Origin of the sequence: Prosthecobacter fluviatilis (assembly GCF_042655725.1) — a bacterium.
Classification (GTDB): Bacteria; Verrucomicrobiota; Verrucomicrobiia; order Verrucomicrobiales; family Verrucomicrobiaceae; genus Prosthecobacter; species Prosthecobacter fluviatilis.
Map to the genome: position 1 here is coordinate 628,627 of NZ_JBHSMQ010000003.1, position 25,538 is coordinate 654,164.

Sequence of the window (25,538 nt, forward strand, 5' to 3'; positions counted from 1 at the left end):
ACGGTGCGCGTACTGTGCGGAAGCGGCTGATGCCATGCGGGTCTGATGTTGCGCAGGCAGGGGGCTGCTTTTATGAGTGCCGCCATGGGAAAAGGAACGAAGAACCGGCTGCTGGAGACGGCCCAGGCCTGCACGGCCTACCTGCGTGAGCAGCATGGCGACAAGCTGGGGCTGGTGATGGAGTTCATCGCGGAGATCGAAGGCCGGGATGAAGATTCGACGCGGTGGAACCAGTTCAGCGATGTCAGGCGCAACCGCGCGGAGATGCTGCAACGCGTGGAGGCGGCGTTTCAGGCGTGGCTGGCGGGGGGCTGAAAGCGGCCTTGTCCCGCAGAACAAGGAGCCGCTCTGCAGCAACCGGCCTCTCCGGTGGCCGATGACCTTGGGCGTTGCGGAGCTCTTCCTTGTGGCACAGCAACAAGGCTACTTTTTCCGGCAGCAGCGCACCAGCCACGTCAGGGTCAGCGTGGTGGCGGCACCGGTGGCGTCTGCGATGAGGTCGCGCATGGTTTCGCGGACGCTGAACTGGATGCGCGTGTGGAAAAAGACATCTGAGAAGAGCTCTGCGAACTCCCAGAAGAGACCGACGGTGCAGGCGAGCGCAAAGGTGAAGAGGTAGCGGGCGAAGGGGGTGAGGCTGCCCAGCCAGTGCGCGAAGCAGTCGAGCGCATGCCAGAGAAAGAAGCCGATGGCAACCCCGCCGCTGTAATGCATGAGGAAGTCGAGCCGCTGACGCCAGGATGTGTGCTGGATTTCGTGATGGAAGATGAGAACCACCAGAGGTGCCCAGCCGGCGCGCAGGAGCAGGCTGGGCAGCGGCTTCATACGGGCTTCCAGTTCACCTTGGCGAGCTGCTCGCGGCCGTTGCGGTCATGATACTTCACGTGGCCGTGCTCCATGCCGTATTCGTGGACGCACTTGGTGACCTTGACGTCATAGCAGCAGTATTCGGCGATCTTGGCGACCTCTCCCTGCTGCCACCACTTGAGGGCGTCGAGGCCGTCTGCGGTCTTGCCCATGCCGAGGGTGGCGGCGGCGACGGCGTCGAGCTTGATGCGGTGGCCGAGGATTTTTTCGAGGTCGATGAGGAGATCGAGGCTGTGAGGGAGGTCGGAGGGGTCAAAGAGAAGGTCGTAGCCTTTGAGCACCTCGTAGTCGAAGCCGATGTGATTGAAGCCGACGACGAGGTCGGCCTCCTTGAGCTGACGGACAAGGAGGGGTGTCTCGTCCTGGGTGTAGATGCTGTACTCTCCGCGGCCTGTGCTGTAGGTGCAGGCGACGGAGATGCCCATCTTATGCTTGTTGCCCCAGCCGCCGACGTCGTTCGCCGTGCGCCGTGTTTCGAGGTCGAAATAAACAATGTCTCCAGCCATGATCGCGAGGGCGCAGCAGAGGCTTAGCCGATGCGATAGACGATGCGCGCCTTGTCCATGTCGTAAGGCGACATCTCGATCTTCACCGCGTCGCCGATGACGAGACGGATGAATTTCTTGCGCATCTTGCCGGAGATGTGGGCGAGCACTTCGTGACCGTTGCGAAGCTTGACGCGGAACATGGTGCCGGCGAGAACGGCGGCGATGGTGCCTTCGAGCTCGATGGCCTCCTCCTTCTGCTTTCCGGTTTCCTCCGGCTCAGGCGGGCGCGGAGGTGGTGCTGCGTAGCGGGGCGGGCCGCCGCGTGACGGGCCGCGATTGGGTGGGCCGCCGCGTGACGGGCCGCGATTGGAGGGGCCACTGCGTGATGGGCCGCGATTAGGGGGACGTGACATGCAAAAAAAAGTAGGGCGTGAGGATGCTGCCAGCAGGCGGGATTACAAGAGTAATTTTGTGCCGTGACCGGCAGGAAAGCAAAGCGGGCGGATTTCGGGCAGACAAAAATCTCGCCGCCCTGCGTCCTGTCCGTGAAACTCCCCTCGTATGCCCGCCGCCCCGACACTGCCCGAACTCTACGATGCCCACGCGGCGGGCCTGTTTCATTATTTCACCAGTTTCACCGGCAACGAGGCGGATGCGAAGGACCTGCTGCAGGAGTTTTTCATCAAACTGGCACGTCAGACCATCCCGGCGGGCATCGCCAACCTGCGCGCCTGGCTGCTGCGGCTGGCGCACCACCACGCCATCGACTGGCTGCGGCGGCACCGCGTGCGGCGGGACGCCGAGGAGGCCGCTCCGGTGGAGGTCTTTGCCACGCACGCGGACCCGGACCAGGCGGAGCTGGCACGGAGGCTGACACGTGCGCTGGCCCTGCTGCCTCTGGAGCAGCGCAGCGTGGCCCAGCTCAAGCTCTGGGACGGCCTGACCTTTGAAGAAATCGCGGAGGTGCAGGGCATCCCGCTGAACACGGCGGCCAGCCGCTACCGCTATGCGCTGGAGAAGCTGCGCAGCGAACTGCGACCGCTGTACGATGAACTGAAACCGTCATGAAAACGAATCGCGATGCTTTTGAAAACGACCTGAGCGCCCTGCGGCGGCGCACTCTGCCTGCGGAGTGGCGGGAGGAAATGCTGCAGGCTGCCGTGCAGAAACCACGGGGGATGCGCACACCGCGCTGGCTGCTGGCCTGCTGGGGGCTGGCCTGGACGGCCACGCTGGCGATGCACTGCACCATGCCCGGGGAGCAGGAGGCAGCGCAGGCGTCCAGCCCGAGTGAAGCCACACCCCCCAGGCTTTGGCAGGAGCGTGCCGCCGCCATAGAGGCCCTGCTGGCCGCCAACTGATTCTCTCCTTCATCTGCCCCTCCCTTCCACCCCATACCATCTCCTACCATGATCCGCCGTCTTCTTTCCAGCCGCTTTATCCGCATCCTCCTCTGGATGTTCATCACCCTCGTCACCGTCCTCGTCCTCCTCTATGTCTGGACAAACTGGAGCGGCCGCCGCCGCTGGGCCGCGACGACGGCCATGCTCGAACGCGAAGGCGAAACCCTCGACTTCCGCAAGCTGCTGCCCGAGACCCCGCCGCCGGCGCAAAACCTGCTGGCCATCGAGCCGCTGGACGGCATCACCGAAGCTGTTGATCACGATGAAGCCAAGGGGGCACCGGGCGCGAAACGCAAAGCCCTGGCAGAGATGAAGCTGAATTCCGTGGCCCCGCACTCGCGCGGCGTGGAGACCGGCAGCGGAACGGACATGCAGAGGTGGGCCACCTACCTGCGCGAGTCGAAGTTTCTCGATCTCCCCGCGGAGCCCGCCACCATCCCCGAGCCCGGTGCGGCGGTGCTGAAGGCGCTGGATGCCCGGTTTCCCGTGCTGAGGCAGCTTGCGGCTCTGGCCCCGCAGCGCAGCCAGGCCATGTTCACACCGGGAATGCGTGAGCGTGAGCTGCCGGAAATGCTCTTCGCGCTGGCCCTGCGGCACTACGCCGGTGCGCAAAATCTCGCACGCCTTCTCTGCCTGCGCGCACGCGCCGCCATGGATGCGAAGCTGGGGGCGGAGGCCATGCGCAGCCTGCTGGCCGCGGAGAAGATCGCCATCGCCTGCGAGTCAGAGCCCCTGCTAATCGGCTGCCTTGTGGGCTTCGCTGCGGAGACGATGGTGAATGAGAGCCTGTGGGAAGGCCTGCGCCAGAGGCTCTTTACGGACGCGGAACTGCAGACGCTGCAAAGCCTGATCGGCTCCCATGATCTGGACAAGGTCCTGCTGCAGGCATTCCGCGGGGAGCGTGCCTGCGCGGTGAGCTCCCTGGGCTGGATGCAGAACGCTTCGGGCAGCAGAAAAACCATGCCCTCAAAGGAGTTCCCTGAGTTTGCCAATGAGATCTTCGGTCTCTCATTGCGCCGGATCAAGATTGTGCCGGACGGATTGTTCCACCACTGGATGAGCGTCATCGCGGAAATGGAATGGAAGTACGCGGTTCGCCCTCTGCGCGACGGGGGAATCAGGGAGGCTCTCAAGGAGGGCGGCGCCATGAAGGCGGAACTGGATGCCCACGAAAGCAGGCCGGACTACTACCTGCCCCGCATGGCGCTGCCGGCCTTCTCCACGGTATGCGCCAATGCCGCGATGGTGCAGGCGCGCCAGCGCCAGGTGCTGACGGCCATCGCGCTGGAGCGCTTCTTTCTGAAGCATGGGAAGTACCCCGCCACGCTGCGCGAGCTGGTGCCGGAATGGATCCCGGCCGTACCGCCGGACCCGCTGAATGGCAGGGAAATGAACTACCACACCACGGCCGCAGGGCGCTACACGCTGTGGTGCGTGGGCATCGACGGCAAAGATGACGAAGGCCAGGTGAACAAGAACGGCGTGGCCATGAGAAGCCAAGCCTACCTGGGCGACTGGACCTGGAGCTACGAACCGGTGAAGACGGATGCCAAAAAGTAGCTGTGGAGCGCAGAATTGATTCCGCAGCACTCCGCAATCGCACACAGTTCCGAAACTTTCCTGCCGCTCTTTCTTTCTCTCAGCCGAGGTCTTCGTACTGGCAAAGTTCTCCATGCAAGTTCCGCCCGCTGAGCGCAGGCGACCTGCTGCGGAATCAATTCCGCGCTCCGAAGGCGCTTAATCAAAATCCAGCCCGAGATCGAGCGCGCGGCTGGAGTGGGTGAGAGCGCCGACGGAGATGGCGTTGATGCCGGTGGCGGCGACGTCCTTGATGGTGTCGAGGGTGATGCCGCCGCTGGCCTCCAGCCAGAACCTGCCGTTCACGAGTTTCACGGCCTGGCGCAGCTTTTCGGGGCCCATGTTGTCGAGCAGGAGCATGTCCACGCCTTCGAGGGTGAGGAAGCCGGCGACCTGGTCCAAGGTGTCTGCCTCAAGCTGGATGCGGACGCCGGGGCGATCGGTGCGGAGCCTGTGAATGGCGGCCTGGAGGGCGGTAAGGTCGCTGCAGGCGGCGAGGTGGTTGTCCTTGACCATGGCGTGGTCGTAGAGGCCCATGCGGTGGTTGGTGCCGCCGCCGTGCTTTACGGCGGCTTTTTCGAGCAGACGCCAGCCGGGGGTGGTCTTGCGGGTGTCCCACACCTGCACGGGGTGGGGCTGCACGGCCTGCACGTAGCGCTGCGTCTGGGCGGCGACGCCGCAGAGGCGCTGCAGGAAATTCAACGCGGTGCGCTCTGCGGTGAGCAGGGAGCGGGTGCTGCCGGCGACTTTCATGAGGACGCTGCCGCGCACGAAGGGGCTGCCGTCAGGGATGCAGACCTCCACTTCGAGGGCGGGGTCGATTTCTTTGAAGACGGTGACGGCGATTTCAGCACCAGAGACGATGCCGGGCTCGCGGGCGACGATCTCGGCCCGGGAGCGGGAGTCTGCAGGAATGAAGTAGAGGGAGGTGACGTCTCCGGTGCCGACATCTTCGGCGATGGCGGCGCGGATCAGGGCTAAAACAGAGGGTTCCATGGATGTGCGGAGGATAGGCCGGAGCGGAGAGGTTTCCAGTACGGGGAAAAACAGGTTGCCAAATTGTAGGAACTCTCCATCTTCCATGCCCCTCGCCCCCGGCCGGACTGTTTGAAGGCCTTGCGCAGCGCGGATTTAGGAGTGTGTCATGAGCAACATCATCGAAAAGATCAATCAAGAGCAGTTGAAGAAGGAAGTCGCCGCTTTCACCGTGGGTGACAGCGTCAAGGTCCACACCCGAGTCGTGGAAGGTGACAAAGAGCGTATCCAGATCTTCGCTGGCATCGTGATCGCCCGCAAAGGCCACGGAATCAACGAAGCTTTCACCGTCCGCAAGATCTCCTACGGCGAAGGCGTGGAGCGTGTGTTCCCGCTGCACAGCCCGAAGGTGGCCAAGGTGGAAGTGACAAAGTCCGGCCGCGTGCGCCGCGCCCGCCTGCACTACCTGCGCAAACGCCAGGGCAAGGAAGCGATGTCCGTGAAGGAGCAGACGCAGAACGAAGGCTGATTTTAACCGTGTGTGTTTTCCAAAGAGGGAGGGCTGAAAAAGCCCTCCCTTTTTTGTGCCTGCGTGCATCTCTGCGGGGGCTGCCAGTGTACCTCCAAGCGGCCTGCAGGTGCGCCTGCGCCGGGCCTTTTCGGCAGGCAATCGGGAGAAAAAAACCCCGGGCTCTGAAGAACCCGGGGCTGGCTGATTCGAATGCTGGGAACTGCGGTTACTTTTTCTTCTTCTTGCCGCCGCCAAGGAGGGTGAGCAGAAGCACGAGGGCGACCACGCCGACGCCGATGAGGATCATGTTCATCATGCTCATGCCCTCTTCCTCAGCAGGAGCCGCCGGGGCTGCTGCCTGAGGCTGCGGGTAGCCGGGCTGCTGGGGCTGGCCATAACCAGGCTGGCCGGGCTGCTGTGGATAGCCAGGCTGCTGAGGCTGACCATAACCAGGCTGACCGGGCTGCTGCGGATAGCCAGGCTGCTGCGGCACGGCACCGGGCTGCTGGGCTGGGTAGCCGGGCTGTGCGGGAGGCATGGCCCCTGGTGCCGGGGCAGCTCCTGGAGCGACGGCTCCCGGAGTGGTGCCTGCGGCGGCGGCGGCGAGTGCGGCGGCCACTTTGTCATCCATACCCGGCTGACCTGTGCCACCGATGGCGGAGGAACCGCCAGCGGCACCGGCGGCGGCTGGCTGGGTCTGCTGCGGCGTGCTGACCTGCTGGGCAAAGTAGGCATGACGGGCGCGGTAGTTGGTGAAGACGGCGCGGTAGAACTCCTTGGTCTTTTCGTCAGCGGCACCGGCGGCGGCTTCGCCTTCCATGATGGCCTCTCCCATCTTGGTGAGCGCCTCCTTGTCCTTGCCGGCCTTGGCGTCTGCACGGATCATGCGTGCAATGATCTCGTTGACCTTGGAGATGACACCCACATCGAGGCCCGAGAGGTATTCCTTTTCTTCAGCGACGGTTTTGCTGAGGGTCTTCAGGCTCTCGAGATCATACTTGTAGGGGGTGTACCATTTGCTGTTCTTGCGCTCCTGCTCGTAGGTGGTTCTCCAGTTTTCCTTTTCGCGCTTGATGGCGTCATTCACGCGCGTGAGATCGGGCTCGATGAGCTTTTTGAGCCCTTCCTCACGAATTCTCTGCAGGGCGGGCTGCTCCTGGATCATCTGCCCGAGCTGCTTGTCATACTTGGTGAGGACGTCGAGGATCTCCGTGACGGCCTTGGGGTAGTAAACGGAGGCGGTGTTGCCGCTCTTGGGGTCGACGAGCTTGTCGAACTCCTTGAGGGCGCCGGTGTAGTCCTTGGCCTGGATCTTCTCAAGCATGGCCGAACGGATCGTGTAGGCCTTGATGTTGAGGCTTTCGGCCTTGGCCTCTTCACGGGTGAGCCATTTGCCTTCGAGCTTGGCGCCGCCGGCGACGACTTTTTCCTTCTCCTCCTGAACCTCCTTGATGCGGGCTTCGATCTCAGCGGCTTCCTTGGTGCCGGGATAGCGGTTCACGAAGGGGCGCAGCTGGTCCTGGATGAGCTGCTCGTACTTTTCCGCCGTCATCAGGTCCGGTGTGGGGAAGGACTTGCGGATTTCGAGGATCTCGACCTCTTCGGGCTTCTGCTTGAGGATACCGCCTTCGGCGATGTCGCTGCGAGGGATGTCCTTTTCATCCATGATCTTGGGCGTCAGGTGATAACGCATGCGGATGGAGGTGGGCGTCTCGGAGAGAATGTTGCCTTCCAGCTTCTTGCCGTCTTTAAGGGTCACGATGTCGGCATGCAAAAAGCCGGCGCTGCTGGCAAGGGCTAGGAAGACACACTGGTAGCGGCTCAATTTCATGGGGATACGGGGTGGGATGAAGGTACGGGCGATGGTGGCAGGCACGCGGCAATTTTCGCGGGTTTTGAGAAATAACTCAAAACGGCACCACGAGTAAAGAACGAAGCTGATTTTCCTCCGTACGCAGGGTGAGGCGGGACTAGCTGGCGCGGCGTTTGAGCAGGATGCGCTTGAAGCGCGCGGCGCCGTCCTGGCTGACGCTCATGACCTCGGGGTCATTCACAAAAACATTGTGGATGATGCGGCGGTAGTAGCTGTTCATGGGCGGGAGGTCGGCGCTCTGGCCGGTGGCGCGCACCTTGTCGCCGAGCTCCTTCGCGCGGGCGACCATCTTGTCCTCGCGCATGGAGCGGTAAAACTCGACGTCCACGCGGACGCGCGGGGCGTCCTTGATGTGGCGCTGAAGCACGCGGTTGACGAGGTACTGGATGTCTTCGAGCGTCTCCCCGCGACGGCCGATGAGGGCGTCGGAGTCGTCCGTGAGCACCTGGAGCGTGGGGCCGTCGGGGCCGTTGTCTTCCTCGATCTGCACCACAAACCCGAGGTAACCGAGCATGGTGTCGAGAATGTGGTGGGCGTGTTCGAGGGGAGTCATGGCACTGCTACGCGGGTTCTGATTTAAGCGTCATGCGGGGGAAATGACGAATGAATAAATCCGAATGAGGGAAGAATGACAAATGACGGAGGCAGAGGCTGGAACACTGCGCGAGTGTGCCAGCCTTTTGCAACAGCTTGAGAGACCGGTCTTGCCGCGCTGAGCAGGACGGGGCGGGATGGCAGCCGCCGCCAGTTATTTCCTAGCCCCCGAGGCGTGGCGGCTTGGGGCCTTTTTTCTTGTCCTTGGCGGGGGCGCCGGTGTTGAAGAAGGGGTTTTGCGCTGTGGCGGCGGCTGCTGCAGGCTTGTGCGCCACTTTCTCCAGCTTGGGCTCGGGCATGTAGAGCTTCATGATGCGGGTCTGGAAGATGCTGAAGATGTTCTGCGTGGACCAGTAGAGGGCGAGGGCGGCGGCAAAGTCGTAGCTGATCCACAGGAAGAACAGGGGCATGAGCATGAAGATGCGCTGCTGGGTCTTGTCCACGGTGGCGGGCTGGGGGGTGAGCTTCATCTGCGCGACCATGGTGAGGCCCATGATGAGGGGCAGAGGATTGATGCTAATGCCAAGGAAATGGCCCTGGGTGTCTGCGGCGGCGAGGTCCTGCACCCACCAGAAGGACTGGCCGCGGAGCTCCGCCGCCACCTCCAGCACGCTGTAGAGACCGATGAAGATGGGGAACTGGAGGAAGAGCGGGAGACAGCCGCCGAGGGGATTGACGCCGTAGTCCTTGTACAGCTTCATGGTCTCGAGCTGCTGCTGCTGCGGATTGTCCTTGTACTTTTCCTGCAGCTCCTTCATGAGCGGGCCGAGGAGGCCCATGCGCTTCATGGTCATGGTGGACTTGGCATGGATGGGCCAGAGGCAGAGACGGACGAAGATGGTGAGGAGGATGACGGCGAGACCCCAACTGCCGCTGATGTCGTGCATCCAGCGCATGACCTTGGAGAGGGCGATGCTGACGATCTTGAAGTAGCCGTAGAACATCGCGTAGCTGCGCTGGTGACCGATGCGGCTGAGGCGGTCGTATTCCTTGGGACCAAGGTAGATCTGATAATGCTCGGTGACGGAGGCGCCGGGCGCGAGATCCACCACCGGCAGGCTCATGGCGGCGTCATAGGCGAAGTCTTCGATGTCCGCCTTGCCGATGTTGGCGGCGTCGATGGGCTGGGCGAGCTTGCGGCGGGAGGACCAGAACTTGGCCGGGGCATCCTTCTCGGCCATGCGGGAGAGGATGTGGGTGTAGAAGCGGGTCATCACGCCTCCGTAGCGCAGCGCATTGTAGGAGTGGCGGTACTCGGTGGGGGCCTCGCTGAAGAAGCCTTTGCCGAAGTATTTGGAAAGCTCATAGGCGGCGTCTCCGGCGTTGTTCCAGAAGAAGCCGTCGTAGCGGCCGTCGTCATGCTTGAGGGCGGTGGCGGCGCCAGCGTAGAGGTAGTACTCCTCGGAGCGATGCTGGGCGGTGCCGGTGTTTTTGAGGGTGATCTTGAGGTCAACGAGGTGCTCGTCCCCCTCGGCGCCTTCGGTCAGGGTGTAGGTCTTGGTGACGACGATGCCCTCGGAGGTGGTGCCTTCAAAGGTGGCGCTTTTGTCGCTCTTTGCGGTGAGCTTGTAAGCGATGGAGTCCATGCCTGCGGCCTCGCGCCGAAGGGCGCCGACGGGTTCGAGGCCATTCTTGTTGAGGAGGACGCGGTCCGTGCCAGCCAGGGCTGCACGGGCGATGCCGCCGCCTTTGGAGGTGAGCTCATAGGTGACGGTGCCGACTTTGAGGGAGTGGGTCTCCTCCGGGGTTTCGACAGGTGCGGGAGCCGCAGGGGCGGCACCGGTGGCGGGCGCTGCCGCAGGCGTGGCTGCGGCGGGTGCTGCGACGGCCTTTTTGGCGGCCTCTTCCTGCTTTTTGCGCGCCGCCTCGGCCTGCGCCAGCTTCTGGTTTTCCTGCACGTAGTACAGGTTTACACCCGCGAGAATGACGCAGAGTGTCACGATGATCCAGCTTTTACGGTCCATGAAAAATTGAGCTTTGGGTGAGAGAGGGGGTTTGGAAGCGCGCTTCTGGGTCAGGCCGAAGACGCGGGGCGGGGATCAATGACGAGCAATCCCGGGTTTGCGATTACAGTGTCTGAAAATATTCGTCATTCGGGATTTCGTGGGGGCGTCATTTCTTGGCGGGCACCGGATCATGCCCATGACCACCCCAGGGGTGGCAGCGGCCGATGCGGCAGAGGCCCAGCCAGGAGCCGCGAAGCACGCCGTGGGTTTCCACGGCTTCGAGGAAATAGCGCGAGCAGGTCGGAGTGTAGCGGCATCCGGAGCCGGGACCGCCAATGGCGTGAATGACGGGGGAGATAAACACTTGATAGCCGCGGATGAAAATTCGGATGATCCATTTCATGGCGCGGGTGGGGCAGGAGGCTTCCGAGAGATCAGGTTCATGCGCCGCGCCAGCCGCAGCCAGTCGTTTTCCAGTTCAGCCAGCGTGGCCTGAGGGGCACGCCAGCGGGCGATGATCACCATCTGCCAGCCCGGGGAGATCTCCGCCTGATGGGCGCGCACGATCTCGCGCAGCAGCCGACGGATGCGGTTCCTTGTCACAGCATTGCCCAGCCTGCCCCCGGTGATGAGGCCAAACTGGAACCCTTCGAGCTCCTCCACAGGCAATGCCCCGAGCACCAGATACTTTCCAGCCTGGCTGACTCCCTGGGACTTCACGCGCGCGAAATCACGCGCGAGCTTCATCCGCAGGTTTGAGGGAAGGCGCATGGGCAGGAGCGCGCCGCAGCGGGACTAGGAGTGCTGCTGGGTGTGACGCTTGAAGTGGACCTCAACGCCCTTGGGCAGGAGGCGCTTGCGTCCGGCGCGGCGACGGCGGCGCAGGATGTCGCGGCCATTCGCGGTCTTCGTGCGGGCGCGGAATCCAAACTGCTGCTTGCGCGTGCGCTTGGAAGGCTGGTAGGTCCTGAATGTCTTTGGCATGGGCTTGTGGGGTGGTGAAAGTGGGAAGCAGTGGATTCAGACCGGACAAATCACGGCCTCCCCTTGAAAAGGGGGCGCGAAACTAGCGGGAGTCTTCGATTTGTCAATCATGCGATGATTTCCAGTAAACTTCGGTTTTCTCAGCGTTACATTTTACCTCATGAACCGCCACCTCCTCGCCAGCCTCTTTCTGCCCCTCGCTCTCAGCGCCGCCGACACCCCCGCAGCCCTCCCGCTGTGGCCCAAGGGCGCCCCGGGCTCGGAGGCACGCACCGCCGAGCCGGAGACGGTCGAGGGCAGCAATGTGTGCAACGTGCACAACCCCTCGATCACCCCCTTTGTGCCGGCGGCAGACAAGGCCACGGGCACGGCTGTGATCATCTGCCCCGGCGGAGGCCACTCCAAGCTCTGCCTGGGCCATGAAGGATACGCGCTGGGAGAGTGGTTCCGGGACCACGGCATCGCTGCCTTTGTGCTGAAGTACCGTCTGGCGCGGGAGAAAGGCAGCACCTACACGATCCAAGAACATGCGATGGCGGATGCCCGCCGCGCCATCCGTACGGTGCGCGCCCGTGCGGCGGAGTGGCACATCCAGCCGGACCGCATCGGCATTCTGGGCTTTTCCGCAGGTGGAGAGCTGGCGGCGTTTGCCGCCATGACGAACGACCCCGGGAACAAGGAGTCTGCCGACGCCATCGAGCAGCAGAGCAGCCGTCCGGACTTTCAGGCGCTTATTTATCCCGGCACGTCGGGACTGTTTGATGCGAAAAAGGGCATGCCGCCGCTCTTCATCGCCGCCGGTTACAGCGACCGTCAGGACATCTCCGAGGGCATGGCCACGCTGTATCTGAAATACAAGACAGCGGGCGTGAAGGCGGAGCTGCACCTCTTTGCCAACGCCGGCCACGGCTTTGGCTACAAACACGATGCCAAACCCACCGCCGCCTCCCGCTGGCCCACGCGGTTTACGGAGTGGCTCACGGACAGCGGGCTGCTGAAGGAAAAGTAAGGGCCAGGCGGGCATGCCAGGCGGAAGAGGCTAATGCCCCTGGCATTCGGTTCGTTAGGTGTGCGTCAAAGCGGAAGGCTTCCCAAGGCTTTCTTCAGTCTCAGCGGCTCCCCACCTCACACCTTTCATGCGCCACGGCATTCGCTCGGTTCTCCTGCTCATGGCGCCATGGCTTGGGTGGCTGAGCACGCCGGCCGCAGAGCCTGAGGCCAGCGTGCCCAGGGGCATTTTGGTTCTCGATGACTGCGACGAGGCATACCAGGGCAAAGAAAAATACGAGGACCATCTGACCTTTGTCACTGCCGCCGGAAAGCCGGGCTTTCAGGTGACCGGCATCAACATGTGCGAATCGGTGGGCAGCCAGCATGTGATCGCGGCCGATGTGCAGCGCCAGTGCGTCTGGGTGTCTGAGAACGTGGGCGGCTGCATCAAGCGGTATGACCTGCATGGCAAGGTGACCGCCACCATAGCTGCGAAGGGCTGCGGGGCCATCGCGGTGCATCCTGAGACCGGCCATGTGTGGGCCCTTGTGTCCGAGACCGGCGACTTCACCCGGAGCAGGACGGTGGTGTTTGACGAAAAGGGAACGGAACGGATGTCCTACGACGCCAGCGGCGTTGACATCGTCCATAGCGGCAGAGACAACGCATTTTGGGTCGTGGGAAACCAGCTGCAGAAGATCTATGCCACCGACGGCTTTGTGGATTTTTCCCAGCGTATCACGCCCTGGTGCGGTGTCAGCGTGGATGTGGATCCGCAAACCGGAGCCGTCTGGGTCGCGACCCGGGAGCACCCCAACGTGGAGGGCAGCAGCAACCAGCTGCTGAAGTTTGACCGTGCCGGCAACAAGATTGCCGAGACAGCGCTGGGTGAAAAAGACCCCACGAAGGTGTCAGTGGCCCCGCAGGATGGCAGCGTCTGGGTGGCCTGCTTCCAAGATGAGCTGAAGCAATACTCCTCCGAGGGGAAGCCTCTCATGAAATGCGCTGTGCACGCGGTGTCGGTGCAGACCGTTCGTTCCGGAGATGTGTGGGCCATGACCAAGACGGACATCCGCAAACTGAACGCCAGGGGAGAAACACTCGTGAAGATCGACCTTGCTGGCAAAACCAGCCAGGGATGGATGGGTGTTTGGGAATGAAAGCCCGGGCCTCAGCCAGGGGCGGTCGCAGCCAGCGCAGGGACTGAGGGCACAGCCGAGGTGAATCGATCCTTTCTGTGATCGGGTGAGAGCCTGCCAGCAGGCCGTGGCTCCCGTGACTCCTCCGGCGCGATGAGGATGGAGGGAGAGCTTCGGGAGACGGTCACAGTCACATGCTCACCCTCCGAAACATGGATGCCGATCTGGCAATGGCTGGCCGCCATGAAGGTGCGCTGAAATGACTGTGGAGAGGCCGGCCAGTCTGCCGCAATGTCTTCGACTGCGGGCTGCGAGAGTGCGGAAGCCAGGCTTCCTGATCGCGTCGAAAGGAAATTCTCCTTCGTGGGCAGACAGTGTGACTCCAGCAACCAACGGCGCACCTCCTCCCGCGAAGCCCGAAAACGAAACGTCAGCACGCTTTTCAACTGCCGCTCCGGGTGCATGTCACCAAGGCCAAAGGGCTGCGCTCCGGCGGGCAGGTCTGCAAGGAGGCCGACCCTCTTCAACGCAGACCACTGCTTTGCCAGCGCGGGGTTCATCCGGATCTCGGCATCGGCCAGCTGCCGGCTTTGAGCCTGGGTGGAAGGTGCGGCAGCAGTATTTTTTCGCGAGGATTTCACCTTCACCTTGAAGACGGCTGAGGACTCCAGGGGCGTTATCTCGATCTCGCAGCCGTCCTTCGCCGTGTGCCTCCTGGTCTTTTGCGCATCGCCGCCCAGCCAGCTGAGATCTCCGTTTTCTCCAAAAGATTTGCGCAGCCAGTCTGCAACTTCCTGGCGCAGCAAATAGAAGTACACAGTGGTGTCGCCCGAACCGTCCAGGAAAGCGACTCTGCCGCCAGGAACCTCGGCCAGGCCCGCACTCGTGCGCACGGCATCCCACACATTTGAGCGGGGATCTCTCAGTCTCGAACGGGCAGCCTTCACCGCTTCCTGAGTCGTCATGTTTTTATCCTTCCAAACCAGAAGGCCCAGCATCTCGAATTTCACGCGCTTCCCGTCAGCCAGCATGGATGGCACGGGGCATGTCCATTCGAGAGGGTCCTCAAAGGAAACAGCCAGCACCTTGTCACGAAATTCAAGAGCCTGGGTGACTCCCGAGGCGGTGCCACTCAGCATCACCTGGCCGCTTTTTACAAACATTTGATCCAGGTGAAAGCCTGTCTCAGCGCTTGGCCTGATGCGCTCGATCGCAACGCGCAATGCACCGGCCATGGAATCAAACTGGCCCTGTTTCGATTTTTCATGGAGGCCGCCGACTTCAGCTCCTGCTGGCAGCACCTGCCCAGAACCATCCGCTGGCAGTGCCAGCGCCTCCTCCACGATGCGTTTGGCGATGGGGCCGCAGTCACCGCCGCCGGTCTTGGCCCCGTTTTTGACGATGGCAAAGGCAAGCTGCGGGTTTTCAAACGGCGCAAAGCCGATAAACCAGCCCAGATTGTCCTCCACGCGCTGCTTGTCCGCGTTGATGCGCCAGTTCTGCGAGGTGCCGGTTTTTCCGGCGATGATGACCTTGTCGCTCCGGGCCAGGCGGCCGGTGCCGGAGCCGCCGTTCACGGCGAGGCGCATGCCTTCGCGCAGCGGCTCCACATCAGCGGCGCTCATCACGCCCTGGGTCAGGTCCTCACGCCATGGGCCCGCTTCCTTCTGTTTGATGATGCCGGGCTGCGGCACCCTGCCGCCATTCCCCACCGTGGCCGCCAGCACCGCCATCTGCAGCGGCGTGGACAGCATGTAGCCCTGGCCGATGGACGCATTCGCCGTATGTCTGGCGGTCCACTTTTCCTGCGGATGATGCTGTTTCATCCAGGAAGGGCCATACAAGATGCCCTCATCTTCTTCATCCACGATTCCATAGGCGCTGTCGAAACCGACCTTGCGGCCCATGCTCTCGATCTGCTCTATGCCCACGGCATTGCCAAGCCGGTACCAGTAGCAGTTGCAGCTCACGGCCAGCGAGTCGCTCATGCCCAGCATTCCATGCCCGCCGCCGTTCTGCTCGTGGATCCAGCACTTCATGACACTGTTTCCATAGGTCACGGAGCCGGTGCAGCTGTATTTTTGCCCGCCCATGCCCGCTGCGCAGCCTGCAAGGCCGGTGAGCAATTTGAAGGTGGAGCCCGGAGCGAAGCCTCTGAGGCTGCGGTTGAGCAGAGGGACATCCAGATCGCTCAAATATCTGTCCCAATTCTCCTGGGTGATCGCTGGAACAAAAAGATTTGGATCAAACGAGGGCAGCGAGACGGCGGCCAGGATTTCTCCGGTGCGGGGGTCCAGCACGACTGCGGCGCCACGTGTGACACCCGCTTCTTTCATGGCCCGGTGCGCAAGAGACTGAATGCGCATGTCGAGCGTGAGAGCCACGTCCCTGCCCGCCGTGAGCGCGGCATCCTGCTGCTTTTCCAAGCCCGCGCCTCCCTCAAGCAGCGCGTGCTTTTCACCGGAGCTGCGGACATAGCCGATCATGTGCGCCGCCTGCGCCTTGAACGGATACACACGCACTTTCTCCTTTGAGCTTTCCGCCAGCACCACGCCGTTGCGGTCCAAAATGCGTCCGCGCTGGAGGGAGCCTTCAATGGCGTGAAGCATGGCCACAGGCAGGGTGAAGAGCAGGGCGCCACTGATCAGCACGACCAGCCAGCGCAGGGTGAGTCCCTCACGCCGGCAAGCGGGGTCGAGGATGGCTTTGACGCGTGTCTCCACGGGAGCGCAGCGGGTGATCGTCAATGCGCAGAGCGAAAGGCCCGGGGCGATGCGGTTGTGGCGGCTGAGGTCCAGCAAGGCCTGCGCGTAGTCGCTGGCACGTACGCCCTGGCGCAGCACGGCATCATCGCACGCGCGTTCCTGGTCGGCGCGGAGCTGGCGCAGGGTCAGCCAGGCCAGAGGATTGAACCAGTGCAGGGCCTTGACCCATTGGGCGAGCCAGAGAGCGAAGGGATCGCCACGCTGCAAATGGGCCAGCTCGTGGAGCAGGACGCCGCGCTGCTTTTCATGAGGCCATGTGTCAAAGCCCTGTGGCAGGAGCAGGCGGGGCCTGAAGACGCCCCAGACCATGGGCACGGAATCGGCGGGGCCGATGAGCAGGCGCGGACTGCGCCGCAGCCCCAGCTCACGCGCTGACTGCTCCAGCATGGAGCATGCACCTGGGTGCAGAGAAGACTCCAGACGCCGCAGCCGCCACGCACTGAGCGCGAGGCGCAGCAGCAGCAGGCCTGCGACAAGCATCCAGGCCATGGGCAACACCTCTACCACATCCTGCCATGAAATATTCCAAGAAATGGCGTGTGGGGCCGGTGCCTGCACAGGCAGGGCGGGACCGGCGGCAGGCGTGGTGGCTGGGCTGCCTTCTGCCGGCATGGCGGCCTCGGCATTGATGCTGAACTGTGGCGGCTCCATCACCGGCCACTCCATTTCTCCCGAAGCCTGGGGCAGCACGCGCCATGCGGGGAGGAGTCCCATGGCCAGCGGCAGCAGGGCCAGCGTGGCGACGGTGGTCATCCACAGGGCATAGCGCTGCGCGGCGGCCAGCCTGCGCAGCATGAGGCCGAGCAGCAGCGCCACGAGCAGAACCGCCGCGCTTTTCATGGCGGTGTGGGAGAGGAAATCGAGAAGAGGACTTGTGTTCATGGCAGGATCAGCGGCCTTCGCGTTTGGCTTCGTCGATGAGTTTCTGGATGCGCTGCGCCTGCTCGTCTGTGAGGGCGGCGTCCTTGCGGGTGAGGTGGGCGGCCAGGGCCTCGTCAACGGCACCGCCAAAGAAGGTGTCCAGCACCTGCCTGAGGGCGCTGAGTCCCGCGCGGGCTTTGGACTGTGCGGGGGCGTAGATGACCTCGCGGCCTTCCTTGCGCAGGCGCTTGACGTGCCCTTTCTCCTCCAGGATGTGCATGAGGCGGCGCACGGCCATGTCTGTGGGCGGTTCAGGGAGACGGGCCTGCACCGTGGCCACCGTGGCGCTGCCCTCGGCGTGCAGGACGTTCATGATCTGGCGCTCGCGGCGTGAAAGCTGGGATGAGTCGGACATTTCGTTATATTTTTAACGAATGAGGTCCGGCAATGCAAGATGAAACGTGAAATTTTTAGCGAATGATGTGATGCCGTGACGGAGACCACCCGGGTTAGCGCGGGCAATCCAGCCCACGAAGCCAACGCTCGTTTCGGGCAAGATTGCCCGAGCTACTTCCCCTGCTTCTTCCGCTTCTCCTTCCTGCCTTCCTTGCGTTTTTCCTCGCCGTTCCAACGCTGGTCCTCCCAGCGTGGGGGCTGCATGGTGGCGTTCCACTGGTCGAAGAGCTTTTGCAGGGCCTGAGCTTTCGCGGGCTCCGTGGCGGTGAGGTCGGTCTGCTCGCCGGGGTCGGTGCGCAGATTGACGAGCATGGGCTGCATGTCCTTGCCGGCTTTGACGAGCTTCCAGTCTCCCTGACGCACGGCCTGCTGGACGCCAAAGCGGAAGTAGAGCTCGCGCGGGGCGAGGTGGTCGGTCTTGCCCTCCAGCAGGGGGAGGAGGTTCACACCGTCGAGCGGGATGCTGGTGCTGGCGCCTGCAGCGGCGAGGGCGGTGGGCAGCACATCGAGCTGGATCACGGGCTCGTCGCTCACACGAGCTGCGGGGATGCGGCCCTTCCAGGCAGCGAGCCAGGAGACGCGGATGCCGCCCTCCCACACGAACCACTTGTGCCCGCGCAGGCCGCCCATCTCGGCGTTTTGATAGGCGCCGCCGTTGTCGCTGAGGAGGAAGATGAGGGTGTTTTCCTCCAGCTTGAGCTCACGCAGCCTGGCCATGACGGTGCCGACGGCTTCGTCCGCCTCGGCGGCGAGCGCGGCGTAGGGGGCGTCGTGCTTGGAGAGGTGCTTGAACTTCTCCAGCCACTTTTCCGAGGCGACGTGCGGGGAATGCACGGCGTTGAAGGACATGAGGAGGAACCAGGGCCTGTCGCGGTTTGACTCGATGAAGGCCGCCGACTCCCGCGCATACACGGGGGAGGTGACGGGTTCTCCAGGCATCTCCTGGACGAGGTCTTTGCCACGGTAAAAGGAGGGGCCTTTGCCTTCGCCGAGATTTCCCACCGTGCCCATGGCGTAGTCAAAGCCGCGTGCGGCCGGCATGAACTCGGCGCTGGTGTCTCCGAGGTGCCATTTGCCGATGATGCCGGTGGTGTAGCCGGCGGATTTGAGATGCTGGGCGATGGTGGTCTCGCTGAGGAGGAGTTCGCGGCCTGCCCTGGTGGGGTTGGCGTCATGACCGGTGCGGGCCTGATAGCGGCCGGTGATGAGGCCGACGCGGCCGGGAGAGCATACGCAGCCTGAGGAGTAGCCCTGGGTGAAGCGCACGCCGCCTGCGGCGAGCGCATCCATGTGGGGCGTGGGGGCCATCTTTCCGCCGTAGGCGCCTGGCTGCGCCCAGCCCATGTCATCGAGATAAAAGATGAGGATGTTGGGCCGGCTGGCCTCCGCCGCCGTGGCGGAGAGAGGGGCGAGGATGGAGAGGAGAAACAGCGGCAGGAGTGCGGAGAACTTCATGTGAGCGCTCTCCGAACGACGAGGCGGGCAGAATGTATCAGCGGATCACGCTTTGGCGGAGCGGAGGCGGAGGTGAGCGGCCTGAGTCACGGCGGCGGCCAGCTCATCGAGCTGCTCGCGGTCGGTGAGTTTCTGGTTGTGGGCGTCCTGGACGTAGATGGCGTCAATGGCGACGCCTTTTTCGGTGCTGATGCGTGCGTGGGTGACGTTGTGCCCGAGGCAGCCGATGGCCATGAAGATGTCATACAAAAGCCCCAGACGGTCCACGAGCTGGAGCTCCAGCACGGTCTGGTCGGGGGAGAGGTTGTTGTTGACGTAGATGCGCTGCGGGATTTCGGCGCCGATCTCATCGAGCATGGTGATGGACTTGCCGAGCTTCTGGGTGATGGCTTCGCTGAAGTCGAACATCTGCCCGCTGAAGGCCTTGCGGACGGACTCCTCGATGCGGTTGCGGGCGCTTTTGGTGGTGACGGCGGCGAAGTTGGTGTTGCAGACGCGGAAGGTGTCGAGCACGAGGTGGTCGGCGCGCTGGTAGAGGTCTGCGCTGAGGATGTTGATGCTTTCGGCGGCGAGGGCGCCGGAGATGCGCGCGAGGAGCAGGTGGCGGTCCCAGCAGACGACGGTGAGCTCGCTGTAGCCCTGGTCCACGTGGTCCACCCAGGCCATGACGGGGAGGAGACCGGCGGCGGCCTCCTCGCGGATGAGCTGCTCAAAGAACTGGCGGAACTGGCGGAGGTGGGTGGCGATGAGGTCGGCCTCGCGGAAATTGAAGTAGGAGGGCGGCATGTGGCGGAAGTGGGCGTCCACCTCCGCCTCGTAGCCGGAGCCGAGCAGGCGCTGGACCTGCTTTTGGAGGTCCTCCAGAGGGACCTGCACCTGGCGCATGAAGTCCGCCGGTGCATTCATGAAGCGCAGGGCGCTGTGGTAGAGCTGGCGGATGGAGGCCTCCTTGTAGCCGGACCAGCTCTTGTCGCTGGTGCCTTTGGAGTCCGCGTAGGTCATGAGGAGCAGGGTGTCCAGATTTTCCTTGGTGCGGACGATGTTGACGAAGTCCTCGATGACCTGAGGATCATCGAGGCTTTTCGTGGTGGCGGTGCGGTACATCAGGAGGTGGTTGTCCACCAGGAAGAGGAGCAGGCGGCGGCGCTCCCCTTTGACCTGGAGGCGGCGGGCCACGGCGGCGGCGAGGGTGGTGCTTTCGTCGCTGTGCGTCTTTTTGTTGGCGGCGCGTCCGGCGTCGTGCAGGAGGAGGGCGAGGTAGAGCACGTAGGGCTGCTGGAGATCGTGAAAGAGCTGCTGGAAGAGCTCCACGCCCTTGAGGCTGGGGTCGCTGAGCTCGTCGAGCTTGTCGAGGGTGCGGAGGGTGTGCTCGTCTGCGGTGTAGAGGTGGAAGAACTCATGCTGCACCAGGGTGGTGAGCGCGCCAAACTCGGGCATGTAGCGGCCGAGGAAGCCCACGCGGTGCATCTGCCGGAGGGTGCGGGCGGCATCTCCCTTGTTGGAAAGGATGGTCTCGAAGGTCTCGCGGTTGGCCTTGCTGTAGCGGAAGCTGGTGTCCACGAGGCGGAAGTTGTCCTGGATGAGCTGGAAGAGGTCCGGGCTGAGGCGGAGGTGGCGCTGCTGAGTGTGGAGGAAGAGGCGCATGAGGCGCTCCGGGTCATCCTTGAAAATGGAGGGGCCGTCGGCGTAAACGCGCTCGTGCTTGCGCTGGAAGCCGTCAAAGCTCTCCTGCTGCTTTTCCGCCTTGCGGCGTGCCATGAAGTTCATGAGCTTGCCCTTGCTGCTGGTCTCCAGCGCCTGGAGGTGGAAGCGGTCCATGACCTCGTTGCTGCGCTGGAGGATGTCGCGGGTGGCGGTGTAATACTCGTGCATCAGCGCCTCGATGCGGCGGAGGATGCGCTTGTGGCGGTAGCCGAGATTGGTGGCCACGGGGCCCTGGAGGCGGAGCGTGAGCAGGTCCTCGGCGCGCTTTTCGGTGTAGTGCATCTCATTGCGCACCCGGAGGATGAAGTCGTAGCCCTGCTCGACCTCCTTCCAGCCAGCCTTGGAGATGAGGCCGAGATTCACGAGATCCTTCGGGTTCAGCGTGCGGTGGCGGGCGTAGGTCATCCAGATGAGGTTCTGGTAGTCGCGGAGGCCGCCGCAGCCGTTTTTCACATGCGGCTCCTGCACGAAGGGGGTGTTTTCGTAGCGGGTGTGGCGTGTGTTCAGGTCGATCTGCCGCAGCCTGAGGAAGTCCGCCTCCTGGCCGTCCATGCACTCCTTGTCAAAACGCGCGCGGAATTCCTCATAGGCCTGCTTCTGGCCGGTGATGAAGCGGGCCTCCATGAGGGCGGTCTTGGTCTCCATGTTGTCGTTGGCGAGCTTGATGCATTCGCCCACGGAGCGGGAGCCGTGGCCCACCTTGAACTTGAGATCGTAGAAGTAGAGGAGGTAGTCGCGGATGAGCTGGACCACGTCAGTGGAGACCTTGCCGCTGTTTCCGGGAAACATGAAGGTGAGGTCCACATCGCTGCCGGGGCTCATGACGCGGCGGCCATAACCGCCATGGGCGATCACGCTGACGTTGAGCTTGGCACGGGCTGCGGCCGGGAGGGCGGCCACGCTTTCATCCCAGAGGATGCGCACCAGGAGGTCGATCATGTCCGAGCGCATGCGGCAGATCTCCGCGCCGCTGAAGCTGCCGGTGCGGTGGCGCTGCTTGATGCGCTGCTCCTTGATCTTGAGGAAGCGCCTGGCCTGGCGCAGGGTCTCGGCGCGCCCACGCGGCAGTTTGTCCTCAGGCGGGAAAAATTTCTGCGCGCTCTTGTTCAGGTGGCGCAGGTAGTCGCGTTCGGTCATCGCAGCGGAGGTCAGTAGGTGATCAAAGAGTGAACCGGACCGGGGCCGCTGACCTTTTCCCGCCCGCCGAGGAAGGCCAGCTCAATGAAGAAGGTGCTGCCAAGCACCCTGCCGCCCGCCTGGCCGATGAGATGCAGGGCGGCTGCGGCGGTGCCGCCGGTGGCGAGCAGATCGTCCGCGAGCAGGACCGTTTCCCCGGGGGTGATGGCGTCGAGGTGCATCTCGACGGAATTCGTGCCGTATTCAAGAGCGTAATCAACGCCCCGTGTCTGCCAGGGGAGCTTGCCCTTCTTGCGCACCGGAATGAAGCCCGCGCCGAGGCGTGCGGCGATGAGCGCGCCAAAGATGAAGCCGCGCGCGTCGATGCCGACCACCTTGTCCACCTTGGTGATGCCGGTGGCCTCGATCATGCCATCAATCGTCTGTGCGAGGAGGGCGGGATTGGCCAGCACGGGGGTGATGTCCTTGAAGAGAATGCCAGGTTTGGGGAAATCCGGCACGTCGCGGATCGTGCGACGGATGCTGTCGAGGGTGTCTGGGGCCATGCCCTGCGATCATGGAGGAGATGCGCGGATGCGCAAGCGATGGGAACATTGCGCCCGGAATTGCCTTCACCCTTGCAGAAACGCCGTAAGCCCGCGAGTATCCGCCCCCCGATCCGATGCCGTCCTCCCAGCAACTGCTTCTAGCCGCCACGCTCCTGTTTGTGAGCGCGGTCGTGCAGGCATTGCTGGCGCTGAAGGCGGGAGCCTGGAGGCAGGGGCGGGCGCAGTTTGTGCTGATGGCGCTGGGATTTGCGCTGCAGACGGGCTTCATCTACCTGCGCGGGGAGGAGGTGCGGCAGTGCCCCATCCGCAGCCTGCCGGACATCCTGGTCTTCATCGCATGGAGCATCGTGCTGCTCTATTTTCTCGTGGGGCCGGCTTTCCGGCTTTCGCTGCTGGGGGTCTTCACGGCGCCGCTGGTCACCCTGATGCAGGGGATGGCGTTTGGGAACGGCTTCGCGCCCTACCCGCCGAAGGGGCCCATCAATGCGCTGGTGGAGCTGCACATCGCGCTGGCGCTGATCTCTTACGCGGCCTTTGCCCTGGCGTGCATCACCGGGGTGATGTACCTGATCCAGGAGCGGCTGCTGAAGCGCCATCAGATCGGCGGACTGTTTTACCAACTGCCGCCCATTCAGGGGCTGGCGCAGGCCATCCAGCGCCTGGTGCGGCTGGGACTGCTGCTGCTGAGCATCGCGCTGGGCATCTCCTTTGCGCTGCACCTGCCGATGACGAAGACCGGGCACGTGGTCTTCGCGTGGACGGTGTGGGGGCTGTATGCGGTGATCTCCTTTCTGATGTGGAAACACTTCACCTCGCCCCGCCGGACGGCCTGGCTGGCGGTCGTCGGCTTCATCCTGCCGTTCATTTCCCTGTGGATCGTGACACATGCCTGAGCCGACGGACAAGCGCAGCGGCCTCGTCTGTGTGGGCCTGAACTACAAAACCACCCCGGTGGAGGTGCGTGAGCGCCTGGCCTTTCCCGAGACGCAGGTGCCGGACGCCGTGCAGCAGGTGAGCGGGCTGCCGGGATTTGAGGAATGCGTGGTGCTGAGCACCTGCAACCGTGTGGAGCTCTATGCCACCCATGGGCTGGCCAGCGGCAAGGACGGCCACGCTGCGCTGCGCGACTACCTGGTGCGCCGCTTTGAGCTGCAGCCCGAGCATGCCGAGGCGCTGGTGCTGTACAACCTCGACTCCGCCGAGGCGGCGCGGCATCTCTTCCGCGTGGTGAGCGGCCTGGACTCCATGGTGCTGGGAGAGACGGAAATCTTTGGCCAGGTGAAGGCGGCGTACAAGCTGGCGCTGGACACCGGCACGACCAGCCGCGCGCTGAACAAGCTCTTTCAGCAGGCCTTCACCGTGGGCAAAAAGGTGCGCAACGAGACCACCATCCAGCGCGGCTCCACAAGCGTGGGCAGCGTGGCGGTGGACCTGGCGGAAAAGGTGCACGACCTCAAGGAATGCCGTGTCATGCTGGTGGGCGCCGGGGAAATGAGCCGCACCTGCGCGCAGAGCCTGCTCTCGCGTGGCGCCAAGAGCATCATCGTCTCCAACCGCAGCTACGACAAGGCCGTGGAGCTGGCCACGGAGATGAAGGGCACCGCGATGAAATTCGACGAATGGGAGAACGCCCTGCATGAGGTGGACGTGATCATTTCGAGCACCAGCGCGCCGCATTTCGTCATCAAGCCCGAGCAGATCGAGCAGGTGATGCGCAAGCGCCGCTGGGAGCCGCTGCTGATCATCGACATCGCCGTGCCGCGAGATGTGGACCCGGCGGTGAACAACATCGAGGGCGTGTATCTCTACGACATCGACGCCCTGCAGGCCATCGCTGACGAAGGCCGCCGCGAGCGCGAGCGGCAGCTGGCCTCCTGCGAACGAATCATTGAAGAGCAGCTGGAAAAATACGGCTTTCTCACCCCTCCTGGGCACTCCCAGCAAAGCTTTCTCGTTTCATGAGCATCTCCAAAATCATCCTCGGCACCCGTGGCAGCGAACTGGCCCTGACACAGACCACCATGGTCACCGCCGCGCTGCAGTCCGCGCACCCGCACCTGCAGATCGAGCGCCAGATCATCCAAACCAGCGGTGACAAGCGTCAGGATCTGCGTTTTTCCGAGTTCAGCGATGTGGCGCAGGTGGACAAGGGCATCTTCATCAAGGAGCTGGAAATCGCGCTGGCAGACAAGCAGATCGACGCCGCCGTGCACAGCCTCAAGGACGTGCCCAGCGACCTCGCCGCCGGATTCACCATCGCCGCCGTGCTCCCGCGTGCGGCCATTGAGGACGTGCTCGTTAGCGCGCATCCCTACACGCTCGAAACGCTGCCCCAGGGTGCGCGTGTGGGCACCAGCAGCGTGCGCCGTGCCGCGCAGCTCAAGTTTCTGCGCCCGGATGTGGAGATCGTGGAGATCCGTGGCAACGTGCCCACGCGTGTGAAGAAGGTGCTGGGAGAAAACGCGCTGGATGCCGTGCTGCTGGCCGCCGCCGGCCTGCTGCGCCTGGGCCTGCTGAATGCGAACCTGAGCCGCATCCACATCGACACGCACACGCTCTACGGTCTGGTGCTCGACCCCGTGAAATTTCTCCCCGCCGCCGGGCAGGGCGCCATCGCCATCGAATGCCGCGCGGGAGATGAGGCCGCCATCGCCGCGATCCGTGCGCTGAACGATGCCGAAACGGAAGCCCGTATCACCGCTGAGCGCGAGTTTTTGAAGATCCTCGGCGCCGGCTGCCAGACCCCCGTGGGTGCGCATACGTGGATCGCCGAAGGGGAGCTGCACATGAGCGTGCGCGTCTTCAACGAAGCCGATCTTTCCCTGCCGCCTGTGGAGCGCGAGGCCAAGCGCCCCGTGGCTGAGGCTGCGCAGCTCGCGAAGGACCTGGCGGGGATGCTGCCGTAAAGCGCCACCCCATGCTGTGAAGAAGGCGCAGCCGCAGCGTGCGATTCGCGGCCCGTTTTGTAATCCGCCGTGATGGCTGAATAGATCCTGAGGACCTGCGTCGGACTCAGTGACTATGAAAACGAAATTGCTGCTTTTCTGCACCGCCGTGCTTGCCCTGGGCTCGCTGAGCTCCTGTGTCGATCCCTACTGTGGAGGCGGCTATGGTTACGGCTACGGCCGCTCCTACTACCGCCCGTCATACCACAGCGGCTACGGCTACTCGCGGTACAGCCATGGCTATCGCCCACATTCTTACGGCCACGGTTACGGTCACGGGAGCCACCACGGCGGCTATGGAGGCGGGCATCACCACTGA

25 protein-coding genes and 1 pseudogene are annotated in these 25,538 nt (G+C 63.5%); 11 read left to right on the top strand and 15 right to left on the bottom strand.

Going from position 1 to position 25,538, the window contains the following annotated elements; all coding sequences use genetic code 11:
• Positions 1-84: 84 nt before the first annotated feature.
• On the top strand, positions 85-315 hold the full coding sequence (locus ACFQDI_RS11205; RefSeq protein WP_377166497.1) for a hypothetical protein: 231 nt from the start codon (positions 85-87) through the stop codon (positions 313-315).
• A gap of 108 nt (positions 316-423) precedes the next feature.
• Here the strand turns inward: ACFQDI_RS11205 and ACFQDI_RS11210 are convergent, their stop codons facing one another.
• The 3 genes from ACFQDI_RS11210 to infA are packed head-to-tail and all read right to left on the bottom strand — an operon-like array spanning position 424 to position 1,768.
• Complete coding sequence (locus ACFQDI_RS11210; RefSeq protein WP_377166499.1) at positions 424-825, bottom strand: DUF2238 domain-containing protein; 402 nt, start codon at positions 823-825, stop codon at positions 424-426.
• Positions 822-1,373 (bottom strand): ribonuclease H-like domain-containing protein, encoded by a 552-nt coding sequence (locus ACFQDI_RS11215; protein ID WP_377166501.1) that lies wholly within the window; start codon positions 1,371-1,373, stop codon positions 822-824. Before ACFQDI_RS11215 ends, ACFQDI_RS11210 begins: the two co-directional genes overlap by 4 nt.
• Positions 1,374-1,396: 23 nt before the next feature.
• Positions 1,397-1,768: a translation initiation factor IF-1 gene (infA, locus tag ACFQDI_RS11220; RefSeq protein WP_377166503.1), complete on the bottom strand. Its 372-nt coding sequence runs from the start codon at positions 1,766-1,768 to the stop codon at positions 1,397-1,399.
• Positions 1,769-1,916: 148 nt separating this feature from the next.
• Here infA and ACFQDI_RS11225 point away from each other — a divergent pair, with 148 nt between their 5' ends.
• The 3 genes from ACFQDI_RS11225 to ACFQDI_RS11235 are packed head-to-tail and all read left to right on the top strand — an operon-like array spanning position 1,917 to position 4,318.
• Positions 1,917-2,423, top strand: a complete 507-nt coding sequence (locus ACFQDI_RS11225) for an RNA polymerase sigma factor (protein WP_377166505.1) — start codon at positions 1,917-1,919, stop codon at positions 2,421-2,423.
• On the top strand, positions 2,420-2,716 hold the full coding sequence (locus tag ACFQDI_RS11230; RefSeq protein ID WP_377166507.1) for a hypothetical protein: 297 nt from the start codon (positions 2,420-2,422) through the stop codon (positions 2,714-2,716). The genes ACFQDI_RS11225 and ACFQDI_RS11230 overlap by 4 nt, the downstream gene beginning before the upstream one ends.
• A 48-nt stretch (positions 2,717-2,764) precedes the next feature.
• Entirely contained in the window at positions 2,765-4,318 is a 1,554-nt protein-coding gene (locus tag ACFQDI_RS11235) for a BTB/POZ domain-containing protein (protein WP_377166509.1), read from the top strand.
• Between the two features lie 177 nt (positions 4,319-4,495).
• Here the strand turns inward: ACFQDI_RS11235 and nadC are convergent, their stop codons facing one another.
• Entirely contained in the window at positions 4,496-5,332 is an 837-nt protein-coding gene (gene nadC, locus ACFQDI_RS11240; protein WP_377166511.1) for a carboxylating nicotinate-nucleotide diphosphorylase, read from the bottom strand.
• Positions 5,333-5,480: 148 nt separating this feature from the next.
• On the opposite strand from nadC, the gene rplS reads away from it, so the two are divergent.
• Positions 5,481-5,840 carry a 50S ribosomal protein L19 gene (rplS, locus tag ACFQDI_RS11245; RefSeq protein WP_377166513.1) on the top strand — a complete coding sequence of 120 codons (360 nt, stop codon included), beginning with the start codon at positions 5,481-5,483 and terminating at the stop codon, positions 5,838-5,840.
• Between the two features lie 208 nt (positions 5,841-6,048).
• On the opposite strand, the gene ACFQDI_RS11250 is transcribed toward rplS, so the two are convergent.
• The 6 genes and pseudogenes from ACFQDI_RS11250 to rpmH form a co-directional block, all read right to left on the bottom strand.
• Positions 6,049-7,653 (bottom strand): PTPDL family protein, encoded by a 1,605-nt coding sequence (locus ACFQDI_RS11250; RefSeq protein ID WP_377166515.1) that lies wholly within the window; start codon positions 7,651-7,653, stop codon positions 6,049-6,051.
• A 139-nt stretch (positions 7,654-7,792) separates the two neighbouring features.
• Positions 7,793-8,248: a Jag family protein gene (locus ACFQDI_RS11255; RefSeq protein ID WP_377166517.1), complete on the bottom strand. Its 456-nt coding sequence runs from the start codon at positions 8,246-8,248 to the stop codon at positions 7,793-7,795.
• Positions 8,249-8,450: 202 nt separating this feature from the next.
• Entirely contained in the window at positions 8,451-10,253 is a 1,803-nt protein-coding gene (gene yidC, locus ACFQDI_RS11260) for a membrane protein insertase YidC (protein WP_377166519.1), read from the bottom strand.
• A gap of 148 nt (positions 10,254-10,401) precedes the next feature.
• The gene (gene yidD / locus ACFQDI_RS11265) at positions 10,402-10,638 is read right to left on the bottom strand and encodes a membrane protein insertion efficiency factor YidD (RefSeq protein ID WP_377166521.1); all 237 of its coding nucleotides are present in this window, start codon (positions 10,636-10,638) and stop codon (positions 10,402-10,404) included.
• Entirely contained in the window at positions 10,635-11,006 is a 372-nt protein-coding gene (rnpA, locus tag ACFQDI_RS11270) for a ribonuclease P protein component (protein WP_377166523.1), read from the bottom strand. The genes yidD and rnpA overlap by 4 nt, the downstream gene beginning before the upstream one ends.
• A gap of 78 nt (positions 11,007-11,084) precedes the next feature.
• Positions 11,085-11,219: pseudogene (gene rpmH, locus ACFQDI_RS11275) on the bottom strand (50S ribosomal protein L34); the annotation flags it as partial.
• Positions 11,220-11,379: 160 nt separating this feature from the next.
• Between rpmH and ACFQDI_RS11280 the strand changes: the two are divergent.
• Both ACFQDI_RS11280 and ACFQDI_RS11285 read left to right on the top strand, forming a co-directional pair.
• Positions 11,380-12,228, top strand: coding sequence for an alpha/beta hydrolase (locus ACFQDI_RS11280; RefSeq protein ID WP_377166525.1), 849 nt, complete (start codon positions 11,380-11,382; stop codon positions 12,226-12,228).
• 127 nt (positions 12,229-12,355) lie between these two features.
• Positions 12,356-13,369 carry an NHL repeat-containing protein gene (locus ACFQDI_RS11285; protein WP_377166527.1) on the top strand — a complete coding sequence of 338 codons (1,014 nt, stop codon included), beginning with the start codon at positions 12,356-12,358 and terminating at the stop codon, positions 13,367-13,369.
• 11 nt (positions 13,370-13,380) lie between these two features.
• Here the strand turns inward: ACFQDI_RS11285 and ACFQDI_RS11290 are convergent, their stop codons facing one another.
• The 5 genes from ACFQDI_RS11290 to ACFQDI_RS11310 form a co-directional block, all read right to left on the bottom strand.
• Positions 13,381-16,995, bottom strand: coding sequence for a penicillin-binding transpeptidase domain-containing protein (locus ACFQDI_RS11290; protein WP_377166529.1), 3,615 nt, complete (start codon positions 16,993-16,995; stop codon positions 13,381-13,383).
• Between the two features lie 7 nt (positions 16,996-17,002).
• A complete protein-coding gene (locus ACFQDI_RS11295; RefSeq protein ID WP_377166531.1) occupies positions 17,003-17,389 on the bottom strand; it encodes a BlaI/MecI/CopY family transcriptional regulator in 387 nt (128 codons plus the stop codon).
• A 152-nt stretch (positions 17,390-17,541) separates the two neighbouring features.
• Positions 17,542-18,885 (bottom strand): sulfatase-like hydrolase/transferase, encoded by a 1,344-nt coding sequence (locus tag ACFQDI_RS11300; protein ID WP_377166533.1) that lies wholly within the window; start codon positions 18,883-18,885, stop codon positions 17,542-17,544.
• A gap of 45 nt (positions 18,886-18,930) precedes the next feature.
• Positions 18,931-21,726, bottom strand: a complete 2,796-nt coding sequence (gene glnD, locus ACFQDI_RS11305) for a [protein-PII] uridylyltransferase (protein ID WP_377166535.1) — start codon at positions 21,724-21,726, stop codon at positions 18,931-18,933.
• 11 nt (positions 21,727-21,737) lie between these two features.
• Positions 21,738-22,271 (bottom strand): adenine phosphoribosyltransferase, encoded by a 534-nt coding sequence (locus ACFQDI_RS11310; protein WP_377166537.1) that lies wholly within the window; start codon positions 22,269-22,271, stop codon positions 21,738-21,740.
• 116 nt (positions 22,272-22,387) lie between these two features.
• Between ACFQDI_RS11310 and ccsA the strand changes: the two genes are divergently transcribed.
• From ccsA to ACFQDI_RS11330, 4 genes are all read left to right on the top strand, one after another.
• Positions 22,388-23,167, top strand: a complete 780-nt coding sequence (gene ccsA, locus ACFQDI_RS11315) for a cytochrome c biogenesis protein CcsA (protein ID WP_377166539.1) — start codon at positions 22,388-22,390, stop codon at positions 23,165-23,167.
• Positions 23,160-24,236, top strand: coding sequence for a glutamyl-tRNA reductase (gene hemA, locus ACFQDI_RS11320; RefSeq protein ID WP_377166541.1), 1,077 nt, complete (start codon positions 23,160-23,162; stop codon positions 24,234-24,236). Before ccsA ends, hemA begins: the two co-directional genes overlap by 8 nt.
• Positions 24,233-25,180, top strand: a complete 948-nt coding sequence (gene hemC, locus ACFQDI_RS11325; protein WP_377166543.1) for a hydroxymethylbilane synthase — start codon at positions 24,233-24,235, stop codon at positions 25,178-25,180. The genes hemA and hemC overlap by 4 nt, the downstream gene beginning before the upstream one ends.
• 115 nt (positions 25,181-25,295) lie before the next feature.
• Positions 25,296-25,538, top strand: a complete 243-nt coding sequence (locus ACFQDI_RS11330; protein WP_377166545.1) for a hypothetical protein — start codon at positions 25,296-25,298, stop codon at positions 25,536-25,538.